Genomic DNA, 15,414 nt, shown 5'->3' with positions numbered 1-15,414 from the left:
AGTGGCCAGGCAGTAGAAACACATACGCCTCGTATGTTAAAAAGCATGGGAACATACGCCGCGTATGTCAACCCGTCATTTGTTGGAGAAGCGTCTTCATGAGCAGCCGTCCCCGCGCCGAGATGATCGAAGAAACCCGCGCCAAGTTGATTGCCAGTGCACGCCAGGCCTTTGCCCGGCTGGGCTACGCCCGGACCTCGATGGACGACCTGACCGCCGAAGCCGGGCTGACCCGGGGCGCGCTGTACCACCATTTTGGTGACAAGCAAGGATTGCTGGCGGCGGTGGTGGAGCAGATCGACAGTGAAATGGATGAGCGCCTGGAGGCCATCTCCGCCGCGTCCGACGACCCGTGGCACGGCTTTGCCCAGCGCTGCCGGGCCTACCTGGAAATGGCCCAGGAAACGGAGATCCAGCGCATCGTCCTGCAGGATGCCCGGGCAGTGCTGGGGGAACGGCGGCCGGCGCAGGAGCATTGCATCGACTCCCTGAGCCAACGCTTGCAGGCCCTGAGCGCCGCCGGGCTGATCGAGCCCGCGCCGAGCCACGCCCTGGCGCGCCTGATCAACGGCAGCCTGGTGGACGCGGCGCTGTGGATTGCCGCCGCCGAGCCCGGCGAGCAGCGCCTGCAAGCGTCCCTGCAGGGGCTTGAACTGCTGCTGCGCGGGCTGCGGCCGGGGCACTGAACGGCGCTTGCCGCCGCTGCTGCTCCGCACCGCCCGTGTGCTCGAACGACCCTTGAATGGCGACAAGAGCCTCTGGCAACCTTGCGCCCGCCCCCGGTGCCGACTGGGGCCCTTTGTGCCTGACCGCCATGGAAGTCGCCCCATGCCCGATTCGCCGATCATTGCCGTGATGATCCACGCCGCCGACTGGCGCGCCGCCACCTTGTGGTACGCCCAGGCCTTCTCCCGGGCCCGCCGGGTCGTGCATGAGCCGGATGATTTCGGCCATTTGCAGCTCGACGGCCTGTCCCTGGAAATCGTTCCCTGTGACGCCAAGGTCGGCCAGGGCCCGGCGGGCACGGTGGTGTATTGGCACGTCAGCGACCTGCCCGGCGAAGTGCAGCGCCTGAGCGCCCTGGGCGGGCACCTGTATCGCGGCCCCCTGGCCATCGAAGGCGGCGAATGGATCTGCCAGGTGCAAGACCCCTGGGGCAACTGCATCGGCCTGCGCCAGCCGGCGACGCTCGCCTGACGCGGTATCTGGCGGCACACTGACGAGCTTTTCACCCGAGCCCCAAGGAGAAACGGCATGCATCAGGTGCTGCTGATCATCGACGTACAACCCTGCTTCAACCCGCCGCCATGGCTGGTGGAGGGCATCAACCGCTTGCTCGGGCGCATGCCCTCGGTGGCCACGGTGGAACGCCATGATGAAAGCCGCACGCCCTTCGCCCGGCAACTGGGTTGGCAACCGCCGGTGGACGACCAGAGCCTGGTGGCGGCCGACAAGGTCTTTATCAAGCACGGCTACGGGCCGACGACGGAACTCCTCGATTACCTGAAAAGCCTCACTCCCCAGCGGGTGCTGGTGTGCGGCATCCAGACCGACACCTGCGTCCTGGCCGCGGGTTTTGCCCTGTTCGATGCCGGCCTGCAGCCGACCCTGCTCACCGACCTGACGGTGGGCTCATCCCTGGACCGCAGCGGCGGCCTGGGCATTGACCTGTGGCGGCATCACTTCAAGCACCTGATCCGCAGCGACGAACTGTAGAAGCCGGCGTACCGGAAGCGATCTTGCGAGCGACACCGCGCTAGCATCCGCACCTCGCCCCATCGTCTCGACAAGGAATCCCCATGAGCCTGGACCTGCACCTTGAAGCCGACCAATGCCTGACTTCGGCGCTGCTCGGCCGTTTACTGCAAGGCTTCCCGGGCACCGAGGTGCACTACCTGCCCGGCGCGGTCCAGGCCTGGTTCCCCTCAGGCCTGAGCCTGCAAAGCGAAGACTCCAGCCTGGAACCCGAGATCCGCGCCGAAGACCGCAAGGGCTGCGACTTCGCAGTCGGCCTGCGCTGCTACCTGCGGATCAAGGGCCCCGAGCCCGAAGACCATCGCTCTCTGGATGACATCCGCCGCTTACTGGAAACCATCGCCCAGCACTGCGAGGCGCGATTCATCCTCTCGTTCCAATACGAATCCACCCTTTACTGGCGCGATGCTGACGGACTGTGTGAAGCCTGAGCCGCGAAAACACATTGGAGTGATTGCAGCCCGATGAAAAAACTCTTCGCCCTGCTGGCCCTGCTGTTCAGCACCCCGGCCTTGAGCGCCTCGTTCAGCGACTCACCCGAAGCGCTGGTACGGCAATTCATTGCCGACTATCAGCAGTGGAGCGACAGGGCCAGCGCCCGCCAAGCGGACAACGCGCCCCTGCAATCGATGGATCTGGCACAGCAGGAGTACGCCCGGTTGCTGGCCAAGTTCTGCCTGCCGGGCTTTCAGGGCCAGCCCATTGCCTTCAGCTCCCCGGCCAGCCACGGCACGGCGTACGAGCAGATCCTCTCCAGCAGTCGAACCGCGGATCGCGCGCTAGTGAAAACCCGGGCAATCAGCCCCGGCGAGGGCTTTGCCGCCGATTACCACTACCACCTGATCTTCAGCGGCCAGCGCTGGTACCTCAGCGAAGTGTTCTACGTCGACCAGGACGGCCAGTACGAGTCGCTCTAGATCAGCCGTAATCGTTTTGAGCTAGGGTGTTTCAAGTCACCGAACCCCGGAGCCACCATGCCCAGCTCAGACGCCCTGCATCAGGTCACGACCCCCAGCCTGCACCTTGCCTACGAAGCTCACGGCCCGGCCACTGGTGAGCCGGTGATCCTGCTCCACGGTTTTCCCTACGACGTGCGGGCCTACGACGAGATCGCCCCGCCCCTGGCCGAACGCGGCTACCGGGTCATCGTTCCCTACCTGCGGGGCTACGGCCCGACGCGCTTTGTCAGCGAGCAGATCATGCGCTCCGGGCAGCAGGCCGCCCTGGCCCGGGACCTGCTGGAGCTGATGGACGCGCTGCACCTGCCCCGGGCCACTCTCGCCGGCTACGACTGGGGCGGTCGCGCCGCGTGCATCGTCGCCGCCCTGTGGCCGCAGCGGGTCAAGGGCCTGATGAGCGCTGACGGCTACAACATCCAGGACATCCCCAAGGCCTGCGAACCCAGGGCGCCGGAGACCGAGCACCGGTTGTGGTACCAGTACTACTTCAATACCCAGCGCGGGGTGGATGGGCTGACGGCCAATCGCCGGGCGTTCTGCGAGCTGTTGTGGCGCCAGTGGTCGCCGACCTGGAAGCAGGGGCCGCAGTGCTATGGCCTTACCGCGCCGTCCTTCGACAACCCGGATTTCGTCGACGTGGTGATCCATTCCTACCGCCATCGCTTCGGCTACGTACCCGGCGACCCCAGCCTGGAAAGCATCGAGCAGGCCTTGCAGGCGCAACCGCCGATCCAGGTGCCGACCATCGCCCTCTGTGGCGCCGACGACGGGGTCGGCCCGGCCACCGAGCCCGACCCCGATATCGGCCTGTTCAGCGGGCCCTATCAACGCCGGATCCTGCCCGGGGTCGGCCACAACCTGCCCCAGGAGGCCCCGCAAGCCACCCTCGACGCGCTGCTGGAGTTGCTTCAGAACAGGTGAGAAGTGGCAACCGGCACACGCCACGCGGGGGGAAAAATCGGTACACTCCGCGGCTTTGATCCTCCACAGGACATGGAATGTTACCCGCCGCGACCTCTCCCCGCCCCGGCCTGCGCCGGGCCCTGGTGCTCTGGCTCTACGCCGTCGGCACCGGCCACTTGCTGGCCGGGCTGCTGCTGACCTGGGCCGGCCACAGCGGCCTGTTCAACGACTACCTCGGCGGCATCGAACAGGCCTTCTGGGGCGCCGCCGCGCCGGCACCGGCCCGGGCCCAGCAGGTCTGGTGGCTGGGCCTGTTCGGCGCCACCCTGCAAAGCTACTCGCTGTACCTGCTGGGCCTGGTGCACCTGGGCAACCGCCTGCGGGCACCGGCGGCCTGGACCTGGCTGATGGCCGGGATCGTGCTGTGGGCGCCCCAGGACATGTGGCTGTCCTGGCAGATGAACATGACCGCGCACCTGTGGATCGACAGCTTCGCCCTGCTGGTGCTGCTGCCACCGTTACTGTGGCTGCAGCGCCACGACCGCCGTACCTCTCGTCTTCCCTCGTAAAAGGACTTCACCATCGTGGCTGATTTGCCAATCCTGCAGTGGGCCATCGCCCTGTTGCTCGCCCAGGGCGTGCTCGGCGCCCTGGATACGATCTACCATCACGAACTCACCGTGGCCCTGCCGCAACGCCATGGCGCGCGCAAGGAGCTGGCGATCCATGCCCTGCGCTCGTGCTTCTACGGCGTGCTGTTCATGGGCATCGCCCACCTGGCGTTCCAGGGCATCTGGGCGCTGGTGATCGCGGTGCTGTTCGCCCTGGAAATCGGCCTGACCCTGTGGGACTTCGTGGTCGAGGACCGCAGCCGCAAGCTGCCGGCCATCGAACGCATCATGCACACGGTGCTGGCGATCAATGCCGGGGCCTTCTTCGCCCTGTACGGCCTGCAACTGCTGGAGTGGTCGCGCCTGCCCAGCGCCTTGAGCCCTATCGACCTGGGTTGGCAAGGCTGGGCCCTGAGCCTGTTCGCCGTCGGTGTGACGGCCTCGGGGATTCGTGACGGCCTGGCGGCGTTGCGCCTGCAACGCCAGGGCCAGGGCGCCAATCCCTTTGCCGGCGGCCGCGGCAAGCGCGTGCTGGTCACCGGCGGCACCGGTTTTATCGGTGAAACCCTGGTCAACCAACTGCTGGATGCCGGGCACACGGTCAGCGTGCTGGCCCGCGACCCGCTGCGCGCCGCCTACCTGTTCGACGGCCGCGCCCGCTGCTTGCGCTCGTTGAGCAAGCTGGGCCATGGCGAAGCCTTCGACGTGATCATCAACCTGGCCGGCGCCCCGGTGGCCGGACCACGCTGGACCGCCAAGCGCCAGGCGCAACTGCTGGCCAGCCGGGTCGGCACCACCGAAGCCCTGCTCAACTGGCTGCAACACGCCCAGCACAAGCCGGAGCTGTGGATCCAGGCGTCGGCCATCGGTTTCTACGGGGTGCGCGACGCCAGCCAGAGCCTGGATGAAAACGCCGAGCGCGGCGAAGGCTTCATGGCCGACCTGTGCGCGCGCTGGGAATCCTCGGCGGAGCCGGCGACCCGCTTCGGCGTGCGGCAGGTGGTGCTGCGCCTGGGCATCGTGTTCGGTCCCGGCGGCGCCCTGAAGCCGCTGCTGCTGCCCTTCCATTTCGGCTTTGGCGGACGCATGGGCGATGGTCGGCAGATCATGAGCTGGGTGCACCGCGACGACGTGTTGCAGGTGATGGCCCGGGCGATCAACGACACGTCGCTGTCCGGCACCTACAACATGGTGGCGCCGGAAGCGGTGAGCCAGGGCACCTTCGCCGCCACCGCCGGCAAGGTGCTCAAGCGCCCGGTGTGGCTGCATGTGCCGGCCGCGCCGGTGCGGGCCCTGGCCGGGGAAATGGCCGAGCTGTTCTTCGACGGCCAGAAGGTGGTGCCCGCGCGCCTGCTGCAGGCCGGCTACCGCTTCCGTTACCCGACCCTGGACGCGGCCCTGCGCGACCTGACCTGAGCTGAGGAATGCCCATGAGCAAGCCCCTGTTGTACCTGCTGGCGGGCAATGGCAGCGCCGCCGACTGGTGGGACGATGCCCTGCCGCACTTCCAGCGCTATCAGGTGCAACCCCTGGAGCTGCCGGGGTTTGGCGACAACCCGCTGCCGCCCTGCCAGGACCTGGGTGAATACGCCGAGGCCCTGCTGGGCATGACGGCGCCGGGCAACGCGATTGTCGCGGTGGGGGTCAGCGCGCTGATCGTGCTGCACGCCCTGCAACGCCGCCCCGGGCATTTCTGCCGCAGCGTGCTGCTGTCGCCGGTGGGGGCCTTTCTCTGGCAACGGCGCTTGCCGGCGCTGATGTCGCCGCTGCCGGCGCGCCTGCTGATTCATGGCCTGCTGAGCCATAAACCGACCCTGTTCGCCGGCAAGTTCTCGCGCCAGCCATGGACCCAGGAGCAATACCGGCGCATGGGTTCGGGCTATGCCCGCTGCCGGGCGTTCGTGCCGCTGTGGCAACAGCTGCGGGCCGACACCGCGCTGCCGCTGCTGGAGTGGATCAAGGACCCGGTGCACCTGGTCTGGGGCGATCAGGACCGGCTGCTGGGAGTGGCCCAGGCCGCGGCCTGGTCGGCGATCCTGGCCCGGGCCGACCTGCGGGTCAGCCTGCAGCCGGGTTGGGGCCATTACCCCTGGATCGATGCACCGGCCCAGTTCGTCGCCTGGCTGGAGTCCGCCGATCCGGGCTTTGTCGCCCACACCAAGGGCGGCCGCCTGCACCTGGCGCAACTGGCCGGCCAGCCGGTGCCCAGCGCCCTGTCCCTGGACAGCGCCGGCGACCCGCGCCTGCCGGCCCTGCTCGCCAGCCAGCCCGCGGCGCTGTGGGCGGTGCGTTCCTCCAGCTACGGCGAGGATCAGGCCGACTCGGCCAACGCCGGCCTGAGCACCACTTACCTGCGGGTCGCCAGCGCGGACGTGCCGGCGCGCATCAGCGAGCTGCGCGACGCCGGGGTCGAGGAAGTGGTGGTGCAGCGTTTCATCCAGCCGACCCTTTCGGGGATCGCCTTCGTGCGCCATCTCTCGGTGGAACTGGAATGGGTCGAAGGCCATCTGGAACGCCTCGCCGACGGCCAGGTCAGCCCGCAGCGGGCGATTCTTTCGCGCCTGGGCCCGGCCTGGGAAAGCGGCGCCTTCGCCAGCACCCAGGGCCTGAGCGCCAGGGCCTTGTGGGACTTCCTGCAAGGGGTGCTGAAGACCTTTCACTACGTGCCCGGCGATGTCGAATGGGCCTGGGACGGCCAGCGACTGTGGCTGCTGCAGTACCGCCCGATCAGCGACTACGGCTGGCGCCGGCACCTGACCGCGGCCAACATCGCCGAGATCCTGCCGCCCCAGCCCAGCCGTTTCGTCGAGTACGGCCAGCGCCGCGCGGCGGCGAGCATTCCGGCGATCATGGCCCGCTGGGACAGCCGGGTGCTGCAGGACAACGAACCTTTCACCGCGGTGTTCGGCGGTGCTTCCTACATCAACAACGACCTGTTCCTGGCGCGCCTGGCCGACTGGGGCCTGCCCTCCTCCAGCTACGCCGGGGAAGTCGGTGGCGCCACCCCGGAGCTGCCTTTGCGCCCGCTGCGGCTGCTGCGTTCGCTGCCGCGTTTCCTGCGCATGCAGCACATCGCCCGCGGCCATCTGCTGACCCTGGAACGCGGCCTGCGGCGCTTCGATGACGAGTTGGCGCAGTTGCACCAGGGTGCTGCCGACGGCCAGCAACTGGCGGACTGGTTCAGCCGTTTCTACGTGTTCGTGGTGCAGGGCAACCTGTGCATCGCCACCGCCCTGGCCAGCAGCGGCGGCGCATTGCTGGGGCGCCCGCCCACCGCCTACGACAACCTGGACCACAGCCCCCATCGCCTGCCCTGGGAAACCGACCCCGGCACCCCGCGCCCGGCCTGCACCGAGTTGCCGCTGCAAGCCTTCCCGCAGTGGCGCCCGGCCATTGCCCTGGCCCACCGCCTGGGCCTGCCGGGCATGCGCGGCTACTACCTGCAAGTGCGCGAGTGGTACCGGGACAACCTGATGCGGATCTTTTTCCGCCTGCACCACGCCGTGCCCGAGGCCGATCGCGACTACTGGTTCGCCCCCCACGAGCAGGTGCGCAGCCGCGGCGGCAGCTTCTGGCAGGACGGCCGCGAAGGCAGCGAACAGGCCGCGGGCTTCATGATCTATCCGGGGCAGGTCCAGGGCGTATTGGGGGTCGACATTCTCCTGGAGGACACCCTCGACCCCGGGCGCCATGCCCACTACCAACAGGCCCGGGCGGTGATCGCGCGCATGGGCGGGCGCCTGTCCCACGGCTCGACCCTGCTGCGCGAGCTGCGCAAGCCCTCGGCGGTGCTGCCCCAGGTCGACCCGGCCTGGGTCGGCCGCGAAGTGCTGTATGCCGACGGCCAGCTGAGCCTGGTCGAAGGCTGACCCCCGCGCCCCAGGCTCAGGCCTGCTCGGTGGCGGCGAAACGTTCGCGGTAGGCCTGGGGCGTCACCCCCAGGGCTCGCAGCAGGCTGCGGCGCAAGGTTTCCTCACTGCCAAAACCGCATTGCGCGGCGATGCGCTTGATCGGCAGGCCGGTGTCGGCCAGCAGGCGTCGCGCGGTTTCCACCCGGATCTGCTCGATCGCCCGGGCCGGGGTCCGGCCGGTGTCGGCGCGGTAGTGGCGAACGAAACTGCGCTCGCTCATGCCCGCCTGCTGGGCCAGCACCGGCAGCGTCAGCTCGCGACCGAGATTCTCGGCGATCCAGGCGTGCAGCCCATCGAAACGCCCGCCCTGGTTTTGCAGCGACAGGGTCACGCTGAACTGCGACTGGCCGCCCGGACGCTTGAGAAACACCACCAGTTGCCGGGCCACCTCCAGCGCCGCCTCGCGGCCCAGGTCGGCCTCCACCAGGGCCAGGGCCAGGTCGATGCCGGCGGTGACCCCAGCCGAGGTCCACACCGGGCCGTCGTTGATGAAGATCGGGTTGGGCTCCACCTGCAGCTGCGGGTATTGCTCGGCCAACTGCTCGCAGCGGGTCCAGTGGGTGACCACCCGGCGCCCGTCCAGCCAGCCGCTGGCCGCCAGCAGAAAGGCCCCGGTGCAGACCGAGGCCACGCGCCGCGAGGTCGCCGCGCGCTGAGCGACCCAGGCCACCAACTGCGGGTCCCGAGCCGCCTCGTAGACGCCCCAACCGCCGGCAACGATCAAGGTGTCGCAGGCCACTTCCGGCGCTGGCAAGGCATCGGCCAGCAGCGCCAGCCCCGATGAACTCAGGGTCGCCCCACCCGGGCTGGCGATCACCCGCGGATGGTAGGGCAAGGGCAGGCCCAGGCCGCGGGCCCGGTCATTGGCCGATGCGAACACCTGCAAGGGGCCGGTGACATCCAGCAACTGGTGATTGGCAAAAGCCAGGACAAAGACGTTTTTCGGCGCAGTGGACATGATTGGCGTAAATCGAGGGCAGGTTGGCGAATACGCCAAAGCCTAGAGCGCTAGAGTCAGGCCGTCCACTTCATCGACACAAGGAACAGGCCATGGCGTTACAGATAGGTTTTCTGTTGTTTCCAGAGGTCCAGCAGCTGGATCTGACCGGTCCCCACGACGTGCTGGCCTCGCTGCCGGATGTGCAGGTGCATCTGATCTGGAAGGAGCCGGGGCCGGTGGTGACCAGCTCCGGGCTGGTGCTGCAGGCCAGCACCGGTTTTGCCGACTGCCCGCCGCTGGATGTGCTCTGCGTTCCCGGTGGCGCCGGGGTCGGGGCGCTGATGGAAGACCCGCAGACCCTGGCCTTCATCCGCCAGCAGGCGGCCCGGGTGCGCTACCTGACCTCGGTGTGCACCGGCGCCCTGGTGCTCGGCGCCGCCGGCCTGCTGCAGGGCAAGCGCGCCACCACCCACTGGGCCTACCACGACCTGCTGGCGCCGCTGGGGGCGATCCCGGTGCGCGAACGGGTGGTGCGCGACGGCAACCTGCTGACCGGCGGCGGCATCACCGCCGGCATCGACTTCGCCCTGACCCTGGCCGCCGAACTGTTCGACGCCGCCACCGCGCAACTGGTGCAGTTGCAACTGGAATACGCCCCGGCGCCGCCGTTCGAGGCCGGCAGCCCGGACACCGCGCCGGCCAGCGTGGTGCAGCTCGCCCGCCAGCGCACCACAGAGTCGCTGCACAAGCGCCGGGAAATCACCCTGCGCGCGGCGGCCAGGTTGCACGCCGGCTGAGGCTCCGGGCACGGCTCAGGCACTCAGCACCGGGCCCTGGCGGGCATTGCCGAGCAACTGGGTAATGGCGCCATCGCCATAGGTGCGCTCGACCCTGGAAATCACCACCTGATAACCGGCGTACCAGCGCCGGTACTGGCGCTTGGCCTCGATGTGCCTGGGGTGGCTGGCGAAGGCCTGGATCGAGGCTTCGTCCTCCCAGTAGTAGCTGGCGTTGATCAGCCCCTGGTCGGCGCTGGTCCAGGATTGGGCGCCGACGAAGCCCGGCAGGCTGATGGCAATTTCATCGATCAGCGCGCTGAGGCGGTGGAACTCCTCGTCGCGCTGGCCCGGCTGGTAGATAAAGGCGGCGATGTACATGGGCAAACTCCTTGGGGGGGTGATGGATCAGACCGGGCGCGCCAGCAGCGCCAGGCGCAGGGCCAGGGCCAGCAGCACCGCCGCCAGCAGCCAGGATTGCCAGCGGGCCAGCCGCGAATCGCCGCTGGGCAGGCCCCGACCCAGGGCCGCGCCGAAGATCCCCAGGCTGGTGTGAAAGACCCCGCTGACCAGGGTCAGCAGCAAGCCCAGGACCACCAGTTGCACGGCGATGCTGCCGCGCTCGGGGCGTACGAACTGCGGCAGGAAGACCATGAAGAACAACAGCGCCTTGGGGTTCAGCAGGCTGTTGCACAGGGCCCGGACAAACACCGTTGACAGCGGCACCCGCGCCGGCTCGGCCAGGTGCAGGGCGCCGCGCTTGCCCAGGGCCTTCCAGGCCAGCCACAGCAGGTAGGCGACCCCGGCATAGCGGATCAGCTCGAACGCTGGGGGCCAGCTGGCCACCACGGCGGTCACCCCGGTGGCCGTGAGCAGGGTCAGGCCGATATCCGCCGCGCCGATGCCCAGCCCCGAAGCCACGCCACCGCGCCAGCCGTAGGCCACGCCGTGGCTGATGACAAACGCCATGTTCGGTCCCGGCGACAGCAGCAACAGCAGCACCGCGCCCAGGAAGATCGACAGGGTGGTCAGGTCCGGCATGCCCGTGTGCTCCTGCGCAAAAGTCGCTAGATTAGAGCCCCTATCTGATACAAACAAAAAAGTGTTCTAGATACATAAGGTGGTCGAACATGCGCCGAACCCGCTACAAAACCATCGTCGATCACTTCGCCCAGCGCATCCGCAGCGGTCAGCTGTGCCCCGGCACCCAACTGCCCACGGTGCGTGCGCTGATGGCCAGCGAGCAGGTGGCCCTGGCCACGGCGCTGCGGGTCTATCACGAGCTGGAGGCCATCGGCCTGGTGGTCGGCGAGCCCGGGCGCGGCACCTTTGTCCGCGACACCAGCCTGCCGCGGGGCATGGGCCTGGAGCAGCACCCGGCCAGCGCCGCCTCGGTGGACCTGGCGTTCAACTACCCGTCCCTGCCCGGCCAGGCAGAAAGCCTGCGCGAGGGGCTGCGGGCGATGGCCGCCTCCGGCGACCTGGATGCGCTGCTGCACTCGGCGCCCCAGGGCGGTCGCCCCCACGAACGGCAGACCGCGGCGCGCCACCTGCGCAACCGTGAGATCCGTGTCGCGGGCGAACAGGTGCTGATCGTCAATGGCGCCCAGCAAGGACTGGCGGTGAGCTTGCTGGCGCAGCTGCAGCCTGGGGACATCCTGGCGGTGGACGCCCTGACCTACCCGGGGCTCAAGGCCCTGGCCCAGGTCCAGCGCCTGGATCTGGAGCCGCTGCCCCAGCACAACGGGCAGATGGACCTCGACGCCCTGCAGGCCCTGTGCCGCCGGCGCCCGGTGCGGGCGCTGTACTGCATGCCGACCCTGCACAACCCGCTGGGCACGGTGATGCCCCTGGCCGAACGTCGGCGCCTGGTGCAACTGGCTCGCGAGCATGACCTGCTGCTGATCGAGGACGGCGCCTATGCCTTTCTCGCCGAACCGGCGCCGGTGCCGCTGCAGACCCTGGCCCCGGAACGCACGCTGTACATTTCCGGGCTGTCGAAAAGCGTGGCGTCGGGATTGCGCCTGGGGTTCATCGTCGCGCCGCTGGAGATGATCCCGGCCCTGGAGCGGGCGATTCGCGTGTCGACCTGGAGCACGCCATCGCTGACCGTGACCCTGGGCTGCCGCTGGATCGAGTCGGGGCTGGTGGACAGCCTGGAAGAGCAGAAACGCAACGACGCCCGGCGCCGCCAGCAACTGGCCGCGCGGGTGCTCAAGGGCTGCGACTACCAGGCCTACCCTTCATCGTATTTTCTCTGGCTGAAACTGCCGGAAGGGCTGCGGGCCGATGGGGTCGTGACGGCCCTGGAGCAGCAGGGAATCACCGTGACCTCGGCCGAACCCTTCGCCACCACCGCCCACGTGCCCCAGGCGTTGCGCCTGGCCCTGGGCTCCATCGGCCTGCCGCTGCTGCAGCAGGCCCTGGAGAAGGTCCGTAACGAAATCACCCGCTGAAGGGCGTCAATGGCCGGACGAAAAAAAACCCGCCGAAGCGGGTTTTTTCCAAGACCATCATGACTTCCTGTCTGCAGCATCCGTGCTAATGGTCGACCTTCCCTGATCCTGAGCGCTTCCTGCGCTGCAGTTGTGGGAAAGAAGATTAAACACAAAGCCGGGGGCGCAGAAGGCGCATTGAATTACAGCGCGTGTAGGAAATTCGCCATACCGCACCTACGCAAACCCCTAGCTCAGCCCTCCAGTGCCTGTGCGGCCAACGCCGCGAGCTTGAGCTGGTGCTGCGCCCCGGGCTGATGATCGTCCTGGAGAAACCAGGCAGCGGACAGACCACTGAAGGCCAGCACCCATTGCACCAGGCGTCGCGGCTCCAGCTGCGCGGCCCGGGCAATCACCTGCACCTGGCGGGCAAAGCGCGCCGGGTCGGTGGCGCTGGGCAAATCCGGGTTGCAGATCAGGTTGGCGAAATCGAAGGTGCGTTCGCCATGGACCCGCTTGGGGTCGATCACCCGCCAGCCGCCCTCGGCGAAATCCAGCACATTGTCGTGGTGTACATCTCCGTGCAGCACCACCGGTTCCCGGGGCGTGGCCAGCAGTTGATCGGCTTGCGCCAGGCAGCGCCGGAACAACCCGCCCTGCTGCGCCGCCGCCTCGCGCAGGTCGCTAAACCAGCGATCCAGCGGCACCAGCGATGGCTGGGGTTGCGCCCGTGGCTGGTGCAGCTTCTGCAGGGTGGCGCAGACGATTTGGCTGACCTCATCGTGCTGGCCGGCCAGGGCCATGCGCATCAATGACGCCGTGCCCATGGCGCGCTCCATCAACAGTGCATCGTCCTCCTGGGCATGGACCCGCGCAGCGCCCTCCCCGGCCCACCAGACCATCAAGCGATTGCCGGCCCGCTCATCTTCGTCCAGGGCAATCTTCAACATGGCCGGCGCACCGTCTTGCAGACGCACCGGCAACAGCCGGCTGCCCGGGGTGACGATGGGCTCGCCATCCGCCGTCAGGCGCCAGCGGTCTACATAGGTTGCAAACAAGGGGACAGCTCCAGGCGATAAGCGGCAAGCGGCAAGCGGCAAGCGGCAAGCGGCAAGCGGCAAGCGGCAAGCGGCAAGCGGCAAGTTTCAAGCTGTGCGGCCTGATCTGCAACCCGCCAGTTGCGGCTGAATGCGGCTGTACTTCAGCCCTGCTGCAGGTAGTTCTCGATATTGCCCATCTGTTCGTCCCAGCCCCGGCTGTTCATGCGAAAGGCCTTGAGCCGGCGCTCACCGGGAATGCCGTCGAAGCCCGACTCGATGACCCGCAGCAAGGTGCCGCCGCCATGCTCCTCCAGTTCGAACTGCACCAGGGTGGTGGGCTCGGCCGAGTAGTCATGCGTCGGGTCGATGGCGTAAGGGTGCCAGCGGAAGGAGAACAACTCCTCGGGCAGCATCTGTTCCACCTGCGCATCCCAGGTCAGGTGTTCGTAGCCTTGGTAAGTGACGGCACCGCGGACACGCTGGCCGGGGATGAAATGCTGGCCCTGCAGGGCCACGCCGAACCAGCGGCCAAATTGCTCGGCCTCGCTCAGCGCCGCCCACACCTGCGCCGGACGGGCATGCAGCAGGATCTTGCGTTCAATGCGATCTGAAGCGTTCATAAGTCACCTCCAGTGATGAACACTAGACCGCTCTGCTTCGAGCGCAACCTTTATCCGGCCGAAGGCACGCCTGATCGCGCGCCATGAAAAATGCTACTGTCGCCGGCGCACCTGTCTCTGCAAAGGATTTGCCATGCCCCTCTCTCTTATCGACCGCTACCGCGGCAGCCTCCTGGGCCTGGCCTGTGGTGACGCCGTCGGCACCAGCGTCGAATTCAAGCCCCGCGGCAGCTTCGCGCCGCTCACCGATCTGCTGGGTGGCGGGCCGTTCAACCTCAAGCCCGGACAGTGGACCGACGACACCTCCATGGCCCTGTGCCTGGGTGAGAGCCTGCTGCACAAGAACGGCTTCGACCCGGCCGACCAGATGGGCCGCTACCTCAACTGGTGGCAATGGGGCTACCTGAGCGCCACCGGCGAATGCTTCGACATCGGCATGACCGTGCGCCAGGCCCTGATCGACTTTCAGGAGCACGGCCGGCCCTTTGCCGGTTCCACCGACCCGCAGACCGCGGGCAATGGGTCGTTGATGCGCCTGACGCCGGTGGTGCTGTTCCACTACCCCGATCTGCAGCGGGTGCGCGAATTGGCCGGCGCCAGTTCGCGCACCACCCATGGCGCCGCCGAAGCCGTCGAATGCTGCCAGTTGCTGGCCGGGTTGATCGCCAAGGCCCTGGGCGGCGCCAGCAAGCTTGAACTGCAACGGCTCGATACCACGGGGTTGAGCCAGAGCAAGGTCGTGGCCCTGGCCCAGGGCGGTTATCTGCACAAAACCCGTGAGCAGATCCGTGGCAACGGTTATTGCGTCGACTCCCTGGAGGCGGCGCTGTGGTGCTTCCAGCACAGCGACAGCTTCGCCGACGCAGTGCTCGCCGCCGCCAACCTGGGGGAGGACGCCGACACCACCGCGGCCATCGTCGGCCAGTTGGCAGGCGCCTTCTACGGGGTCCAGGGCATACCGCCGCACTGGCTGGCCTGCCTGCACATGGCCGAGGAGATCCAGGCCATGGCCGATCAATTGCTGCAGGCCGCCCAGCGCCAACAACCGGCCCGGCCCCTCAACGGCAGTTGCCTGTGCCGGGGCGTGCAATACCAGGTCGAGCGCCTGGACATGCCCATCGGTCATTGTCACTGCCAGACCTGCCGCAAGGCCCATGCTGCGGCCTTCGCCTCCACCGCCGGGGTCATGCGCGAACATTTTCGCTGGACCCGGGGCCAGGAGCTGCTGCGTGCGTTCGAGTCGTCGCCGGGCAAGCTGCGGCACTTCTGCTCGGTGTGCGGCTCTCATCTGCTGGCCGAGCGACCGGGCCAGCCCCATGTGATCCTGCGGGTGGCGACCCTGGACGATGATCCGGGGCAAATCCCGCAGGTGCATATCTGGACCGCCCACGATGTGCCCTGGCTGGCCCACGAGGCGCTGGAGCGCTGGCCCGAATGGCAACCCAGCCGCGACTAGGCTGTATG

The 15,414-nt window shown here is 68.0% G+C and carries 17 protein-coding genes and 1 pseudogene; 13 read left to right on the top strand and 5 right to left on the bottom strand.

The window, feature by feature from the left end:
- The first annotated feature begins 98 nt into the window (after positions 1 to 98).
- The 9 genes from ACMGG8_RS14045 to ACMGG8_RS14005 all read left to right on the top strand — a co-directional run bounded on the left by ACMGG8_RS14045 (position 99) and on the right by ACMGG8_RS14005 (position 8,097).
- Positions 99 to 686: a TetR/AcrR family transcriptional regulator gene (locus ACMGG8_RS14045; protein WP_414159751.1), complete on the top strand. Its 588-nt coding sequence runs from the start codon at positions 99 to 101 to the stop codon at positions 684 to 686.
- A 142-nt stretch (positions 687 to 828) separates the two neighbouring features.
- Complete coding sequence (locus ACMGG8_RS14040; protein WP_414159750.1) at positions 829 to 1,197, top strand: VOC family protein; 369 nt, start codon at positions 829 to 831, stop codon at positions 1,195 to 1,197.
- 57 nt (positions 1,198 to 1,254) lie between these two features.
- On the top strand, positions 1,255 to 1,716 hold the full coding sequence (locus tag ACMGG8_RS14035) for a cysteine hydrolase family protein (protein ID WP_414159749.1): 462 nt from the start codon (positions 1,255 to 1,257) through the stop codon (positions 1,714 to 1,716).
- Between the two features lie 83 nt (positions 1,717 to 1,799).
- Entirely contained in the window at positions 1,800 to 2,186 is a 387-nt protein-coding gene (locus tag ACMGG8_RS14030) for a hypothetical protein (protein WP_414159748.1), read from the top strand.
- A gap of 33 nt (positions 2,187 to 2,219) precedes the next feature.
- Positions 2,220 to 2,672 carry a hypothetical protein gene (locus tag ACMGG8_RS14025; protein WP_060840296.1) on the top strand — a complete coding sequence of 151 codons (453 nt, stop codon included), beginning with the start codon at positions 2,220 to 2,222 and terminating at the stop codon, positions 2,670 to 2,672.
- 57 nt (positions 2,673 to 2,729) lie between these two features.
- Entirely contained in the window at positions 2,730 to 3,635 is a 906-nt protein-coding gene (locus ACMGG8_RS14020; protein WP_414159747.1) for an alpha/beta fold hydrolase, read from the top strand.
- 77 nt (positions 3,636 to 3,712) lie between these two features.
- On the top strand, positions 3,713 to 4,186 hold the full coding sequence (locus ACMGG8_RS14015; RefSeq protein WP_060844214.1) for a hypothetical protein: 474 nt from the start codon (positions 3,713 to 3,715) through the stop codon (positions 4,184 to 4,186).
- A 15-nt stretch (positions 4,187 to 4,201) separates the two neighbouring features.
- Positions 4,202 to 5,644 (top strand): TIGR01777 family oxidoreductase, encoded by a 1,443-nt coding sequence (locus ACMGG8_RS14010; RefSeq protein WP_060840299.1) that lies wholly within the window; start codon positions 4,202 to 4,204, stop codon positions 5,642 to 5,644.
- Positions 5,645 to 5,658: 14 nt separating this feature from the next.
- A complete protein-coding gene (locus ACMGG8_RS14005) occupies positions 5,659 to 8,097 on the top strand; it encodes an alpha/beta hydrolase (RefSeq protein ID WP_414159746.1) in 2,439 nt (812 codons plus the stop codon).
- Between the two features lie 16 nt (positions 8,098 to 8,113).
- On the opposite strand, the gene ACMGG8_RS14000 is transcribed toward ACMGG8_RS14005, so the two are convergent.
- Positions 8,114 to 9,097, bottom strand: a complete 984-nt coding sequence (locus ACMGG8_RS14000) for a GlxA family transcriptional regulator (RefSeq protein WP_060840301.1) — start codon at positions 9,095 to 9,097, stop codon at positions 8,114 to 8,116.
- Positions 9,098 to 9,189: 92 nt separating this feature from the next.
- On the opposite strand from ACMGG8_RS14000, the gene inhA reads away from it, so the two are divergent.
- Positions 9,190 to 9,876 (top strand): isonitrile hydratase, encoded by a 687-nt coding sequence (inhA, locus tag ACMGG8_RS13995; RefSeq protein ID WP_414159745.1) that lies wholly within the window; start codon positions 9,190 to 9,192, stop codon positions 9,874 to 9,876.
- A gap of 15 nt (positions 9,877 to 9,891) precedes the next feature.
- On the opposite strand, the gene ACMGG8_RS13990 is transcribed toward inhA, so the two are convergent.
- Together ACMGG8_RS13990 and ACMGG8_RS13985 are read right to left on the bottom strand one after the other, a co-directional pair.
- Entirely contained in the window at positions 9,892 to 10,236 is a 345-nt protein-coding gene (locus ACMGG8_RS13990) for an antibiotic biosynthesis monooxygenase family protein (protein ID WP_414159744.1), read from the bottom strand.
- A gap of 27 nt (positions 10,237 to 10,263) precedes the next feature.
- The gene (locus ACMGG8_RS13985; RefSeq protein WP_414159743.1) at positions 10,264 to 10,896 is read right to left on the bottom strand and encodes a LysE family translocator; all 633 of its coding nucleotides are present in this window, start codon (positions 10,894 to 10,896) and stop codon (positions 10,264 to 10,266) included.
- An 89-nt stretch (positions 10,897 to 10,985) separates the two neighbouring features.
- On the opposite strand from ACMGG8_RS13985, the gene ACMGG8_RS13980 reads away from it, so the two are divergent.
- The gene (locus ACMGG8_RS13980; RefSeq protein WP_060840305.1) at positions 10,986 to 12,311 is read left to right on the top strand and encodes a PLP-dependent aminotransferase family protein; all 1,326 of its coding nucleotides are present in this window, start codon (positions 10,986 to 10,988) and stop codon (positions 12,309 to 12,311) included.
- A gap of 233 nt (positions 12,312 to 12,544) precedes the next feature.
- Here the strand turns inward: ACMGG8_RS13980 and ACMGG8_RS13975 are convergent, their stop codons facing one another.
- Positions 12,545 to 13,348, bottom strand: coding sequence for an aminoglycoside phosphotransferase family protein (locus ACMGG8_RS13975; protein WP_414159742.1), 804 nt, complete (start codon positions 13,346 to 13,348; stop codon positions 12,545 to 12,547).
- A gap of 143 nt (positions 13,349 to 13,491) precedes the next feature.
- On the bottom strand, positions 13,492 to 13,950 hold the full coding sequence (locus ACMGG8_RS13970; protein WP_060840307.1) for an SRPBCC family protein: 459 nt from the start codon (positions 13,948 to 13,950) through the stop codon (positions 13,492 to 13,494).
- A gap of 133 nt (positions 13,951 to 14,083) precedes the next feature.
- Here ACMGG8_RS13970 and ACMGG8_RS13965 point away from each other — a divergent pair.
- Together ACMGG8_RS13965 and ACMGG8_RS13960 are read left to right on the top strand one after the other, a co-directional pair.
- A pseudogene (locus ACMGG8_RS13965) lies at positions 14,084 to 14,998 on the top strand (ADP-ribosylglycohydrolase family protein); the annotation flags it as partial.
- 36 nt (positions 14,999 to 15,034) lie between these two features.
- Positions 15,035 to 15,406, top strand: coding sequence for a GFA family protein (locus ACMGG8_RS13960; RefSeq protein WP_414159939.1), 372 nt, complete (start codon positions 15,035 to 15,037; stop codon positions 15,404 to 15,406).
- The last annotated feature ends 8 nt before the right edge of the window (positions 15,407 to 15,414 follow it).

The organism is Pseudomonas sp. BNK-45 (genome assembly GCF_047456255.1).
GTDB lineage: Bacteria > Pseudomonadota > Gammaproteobacteria > Pseudomonadales > Pseudomonadaceae > Aquipseudomonas.
Note: the sequence above shows the minus strand (reverse complement) of the source record. Positions and strands in the feature narration are given on the sequence as shown.

Bases quoted from the DNA above. Each gene is read 5' to 3' on its own strand.
- ACMGG8_RS14045 (WP_414159751.1), top strand. From the start codon at position 99: ATGAGCAGCCGTCCCCGCGCCGAGATGATCGAAGAAACCCGCGCCAAG.
- ACMGG8_RS14040 (WP_414159750.1), top strand. From the start codon at position 829: ATGCCCGATTCGCCGATCATTGCCGTGATGATCCACGCCGCCGACTGG.
- ACMGG8_RS14035 (WP_414159749.1), top strand. From the start codon at position 1,255: ATGCATCAGGTGCTGCTGATCATCGACGTACAACCCTGCTTCAACCCG.
- ACMGG8_RS14030 (WP_414159748.1), top strand. From the start codon at position 1,800: ATGAGCCTGGACCTGCACCTTGAAGCCGACCAATGCCTGACTTCGGCG.
- ACMGG8_RS14025 (WP_060840296.1), top strand. From the start codon at position 2,220: ATGAAAAAACTCTTCGCCCTGCTGGCCCTGCTGTTCAGCACCCCGGCC.
- ACMGG8_RS14020 (WP_414159747.1), top strand. From the start codon at position 2,730: ATGCCCAGCTCAGACGCCCTGCATCAGGTCACGACCCCCAGCCTGCAC.
- ACMGG8_RS14015 (WP_060844214.1), top strand. From the start codon at position 3,713: ATGTTACCCGCCGCGACCTCTCCCCGCCCCGGCCTGCGCCGGGCCCTG.
- ACMGG8_RS14005 (WP_414159746.1), top strand. From the start codon at position 5,659: ATGAGCAAGCCCCTGTTGTACCTGCTGGCGGGCAATGGCAGCGCCGCC.
- ACMGG8_RS14000 (WP_060840301.1), bottom strand. From the start codon at position 9,097: ATGTCCACTGCGCCGAAAAACGTCTTTGTCCTGGCTTTTGCCAATCAC.
- inhA (WP_414159745.1), top strand. From the start codon at position 9,190: ATGGCGTTACAGATAGGTTTTCTGTTGTTTCCAGAGGTCCAGCAGCTG.
- ACMGG8_RS13990 (WP_414159744.1), bottom strand. From the start codon at position 10,236: ATGTACATCGCCGCCTTTATCTACCAGCCGGGCCAGCGCGACGAGGAG.
- ACMGG8_RS13985 (WP_414159743.1), bottom strand. From the start codon at position 10,896: ATGCCGGACCTGACCACCCTGTCGATCTTCCTGGGCGCGGTGCTGCTG.
- ACMGG8_RS13980 (WP_060840305.1), top strand. From the start codon at position 10,986: ATGCGCCGAACCCGCTACAAAACCATCGTCGATCACTTCGCCCAGCGC.
- ACMGG8_RS13970 (WP_060840307.1), bottom strand. From the start codon at position 13,950: ATGAACGCTTCAGATCGCATTGAACGCAAGATCCTGCTGCATGCCCGT.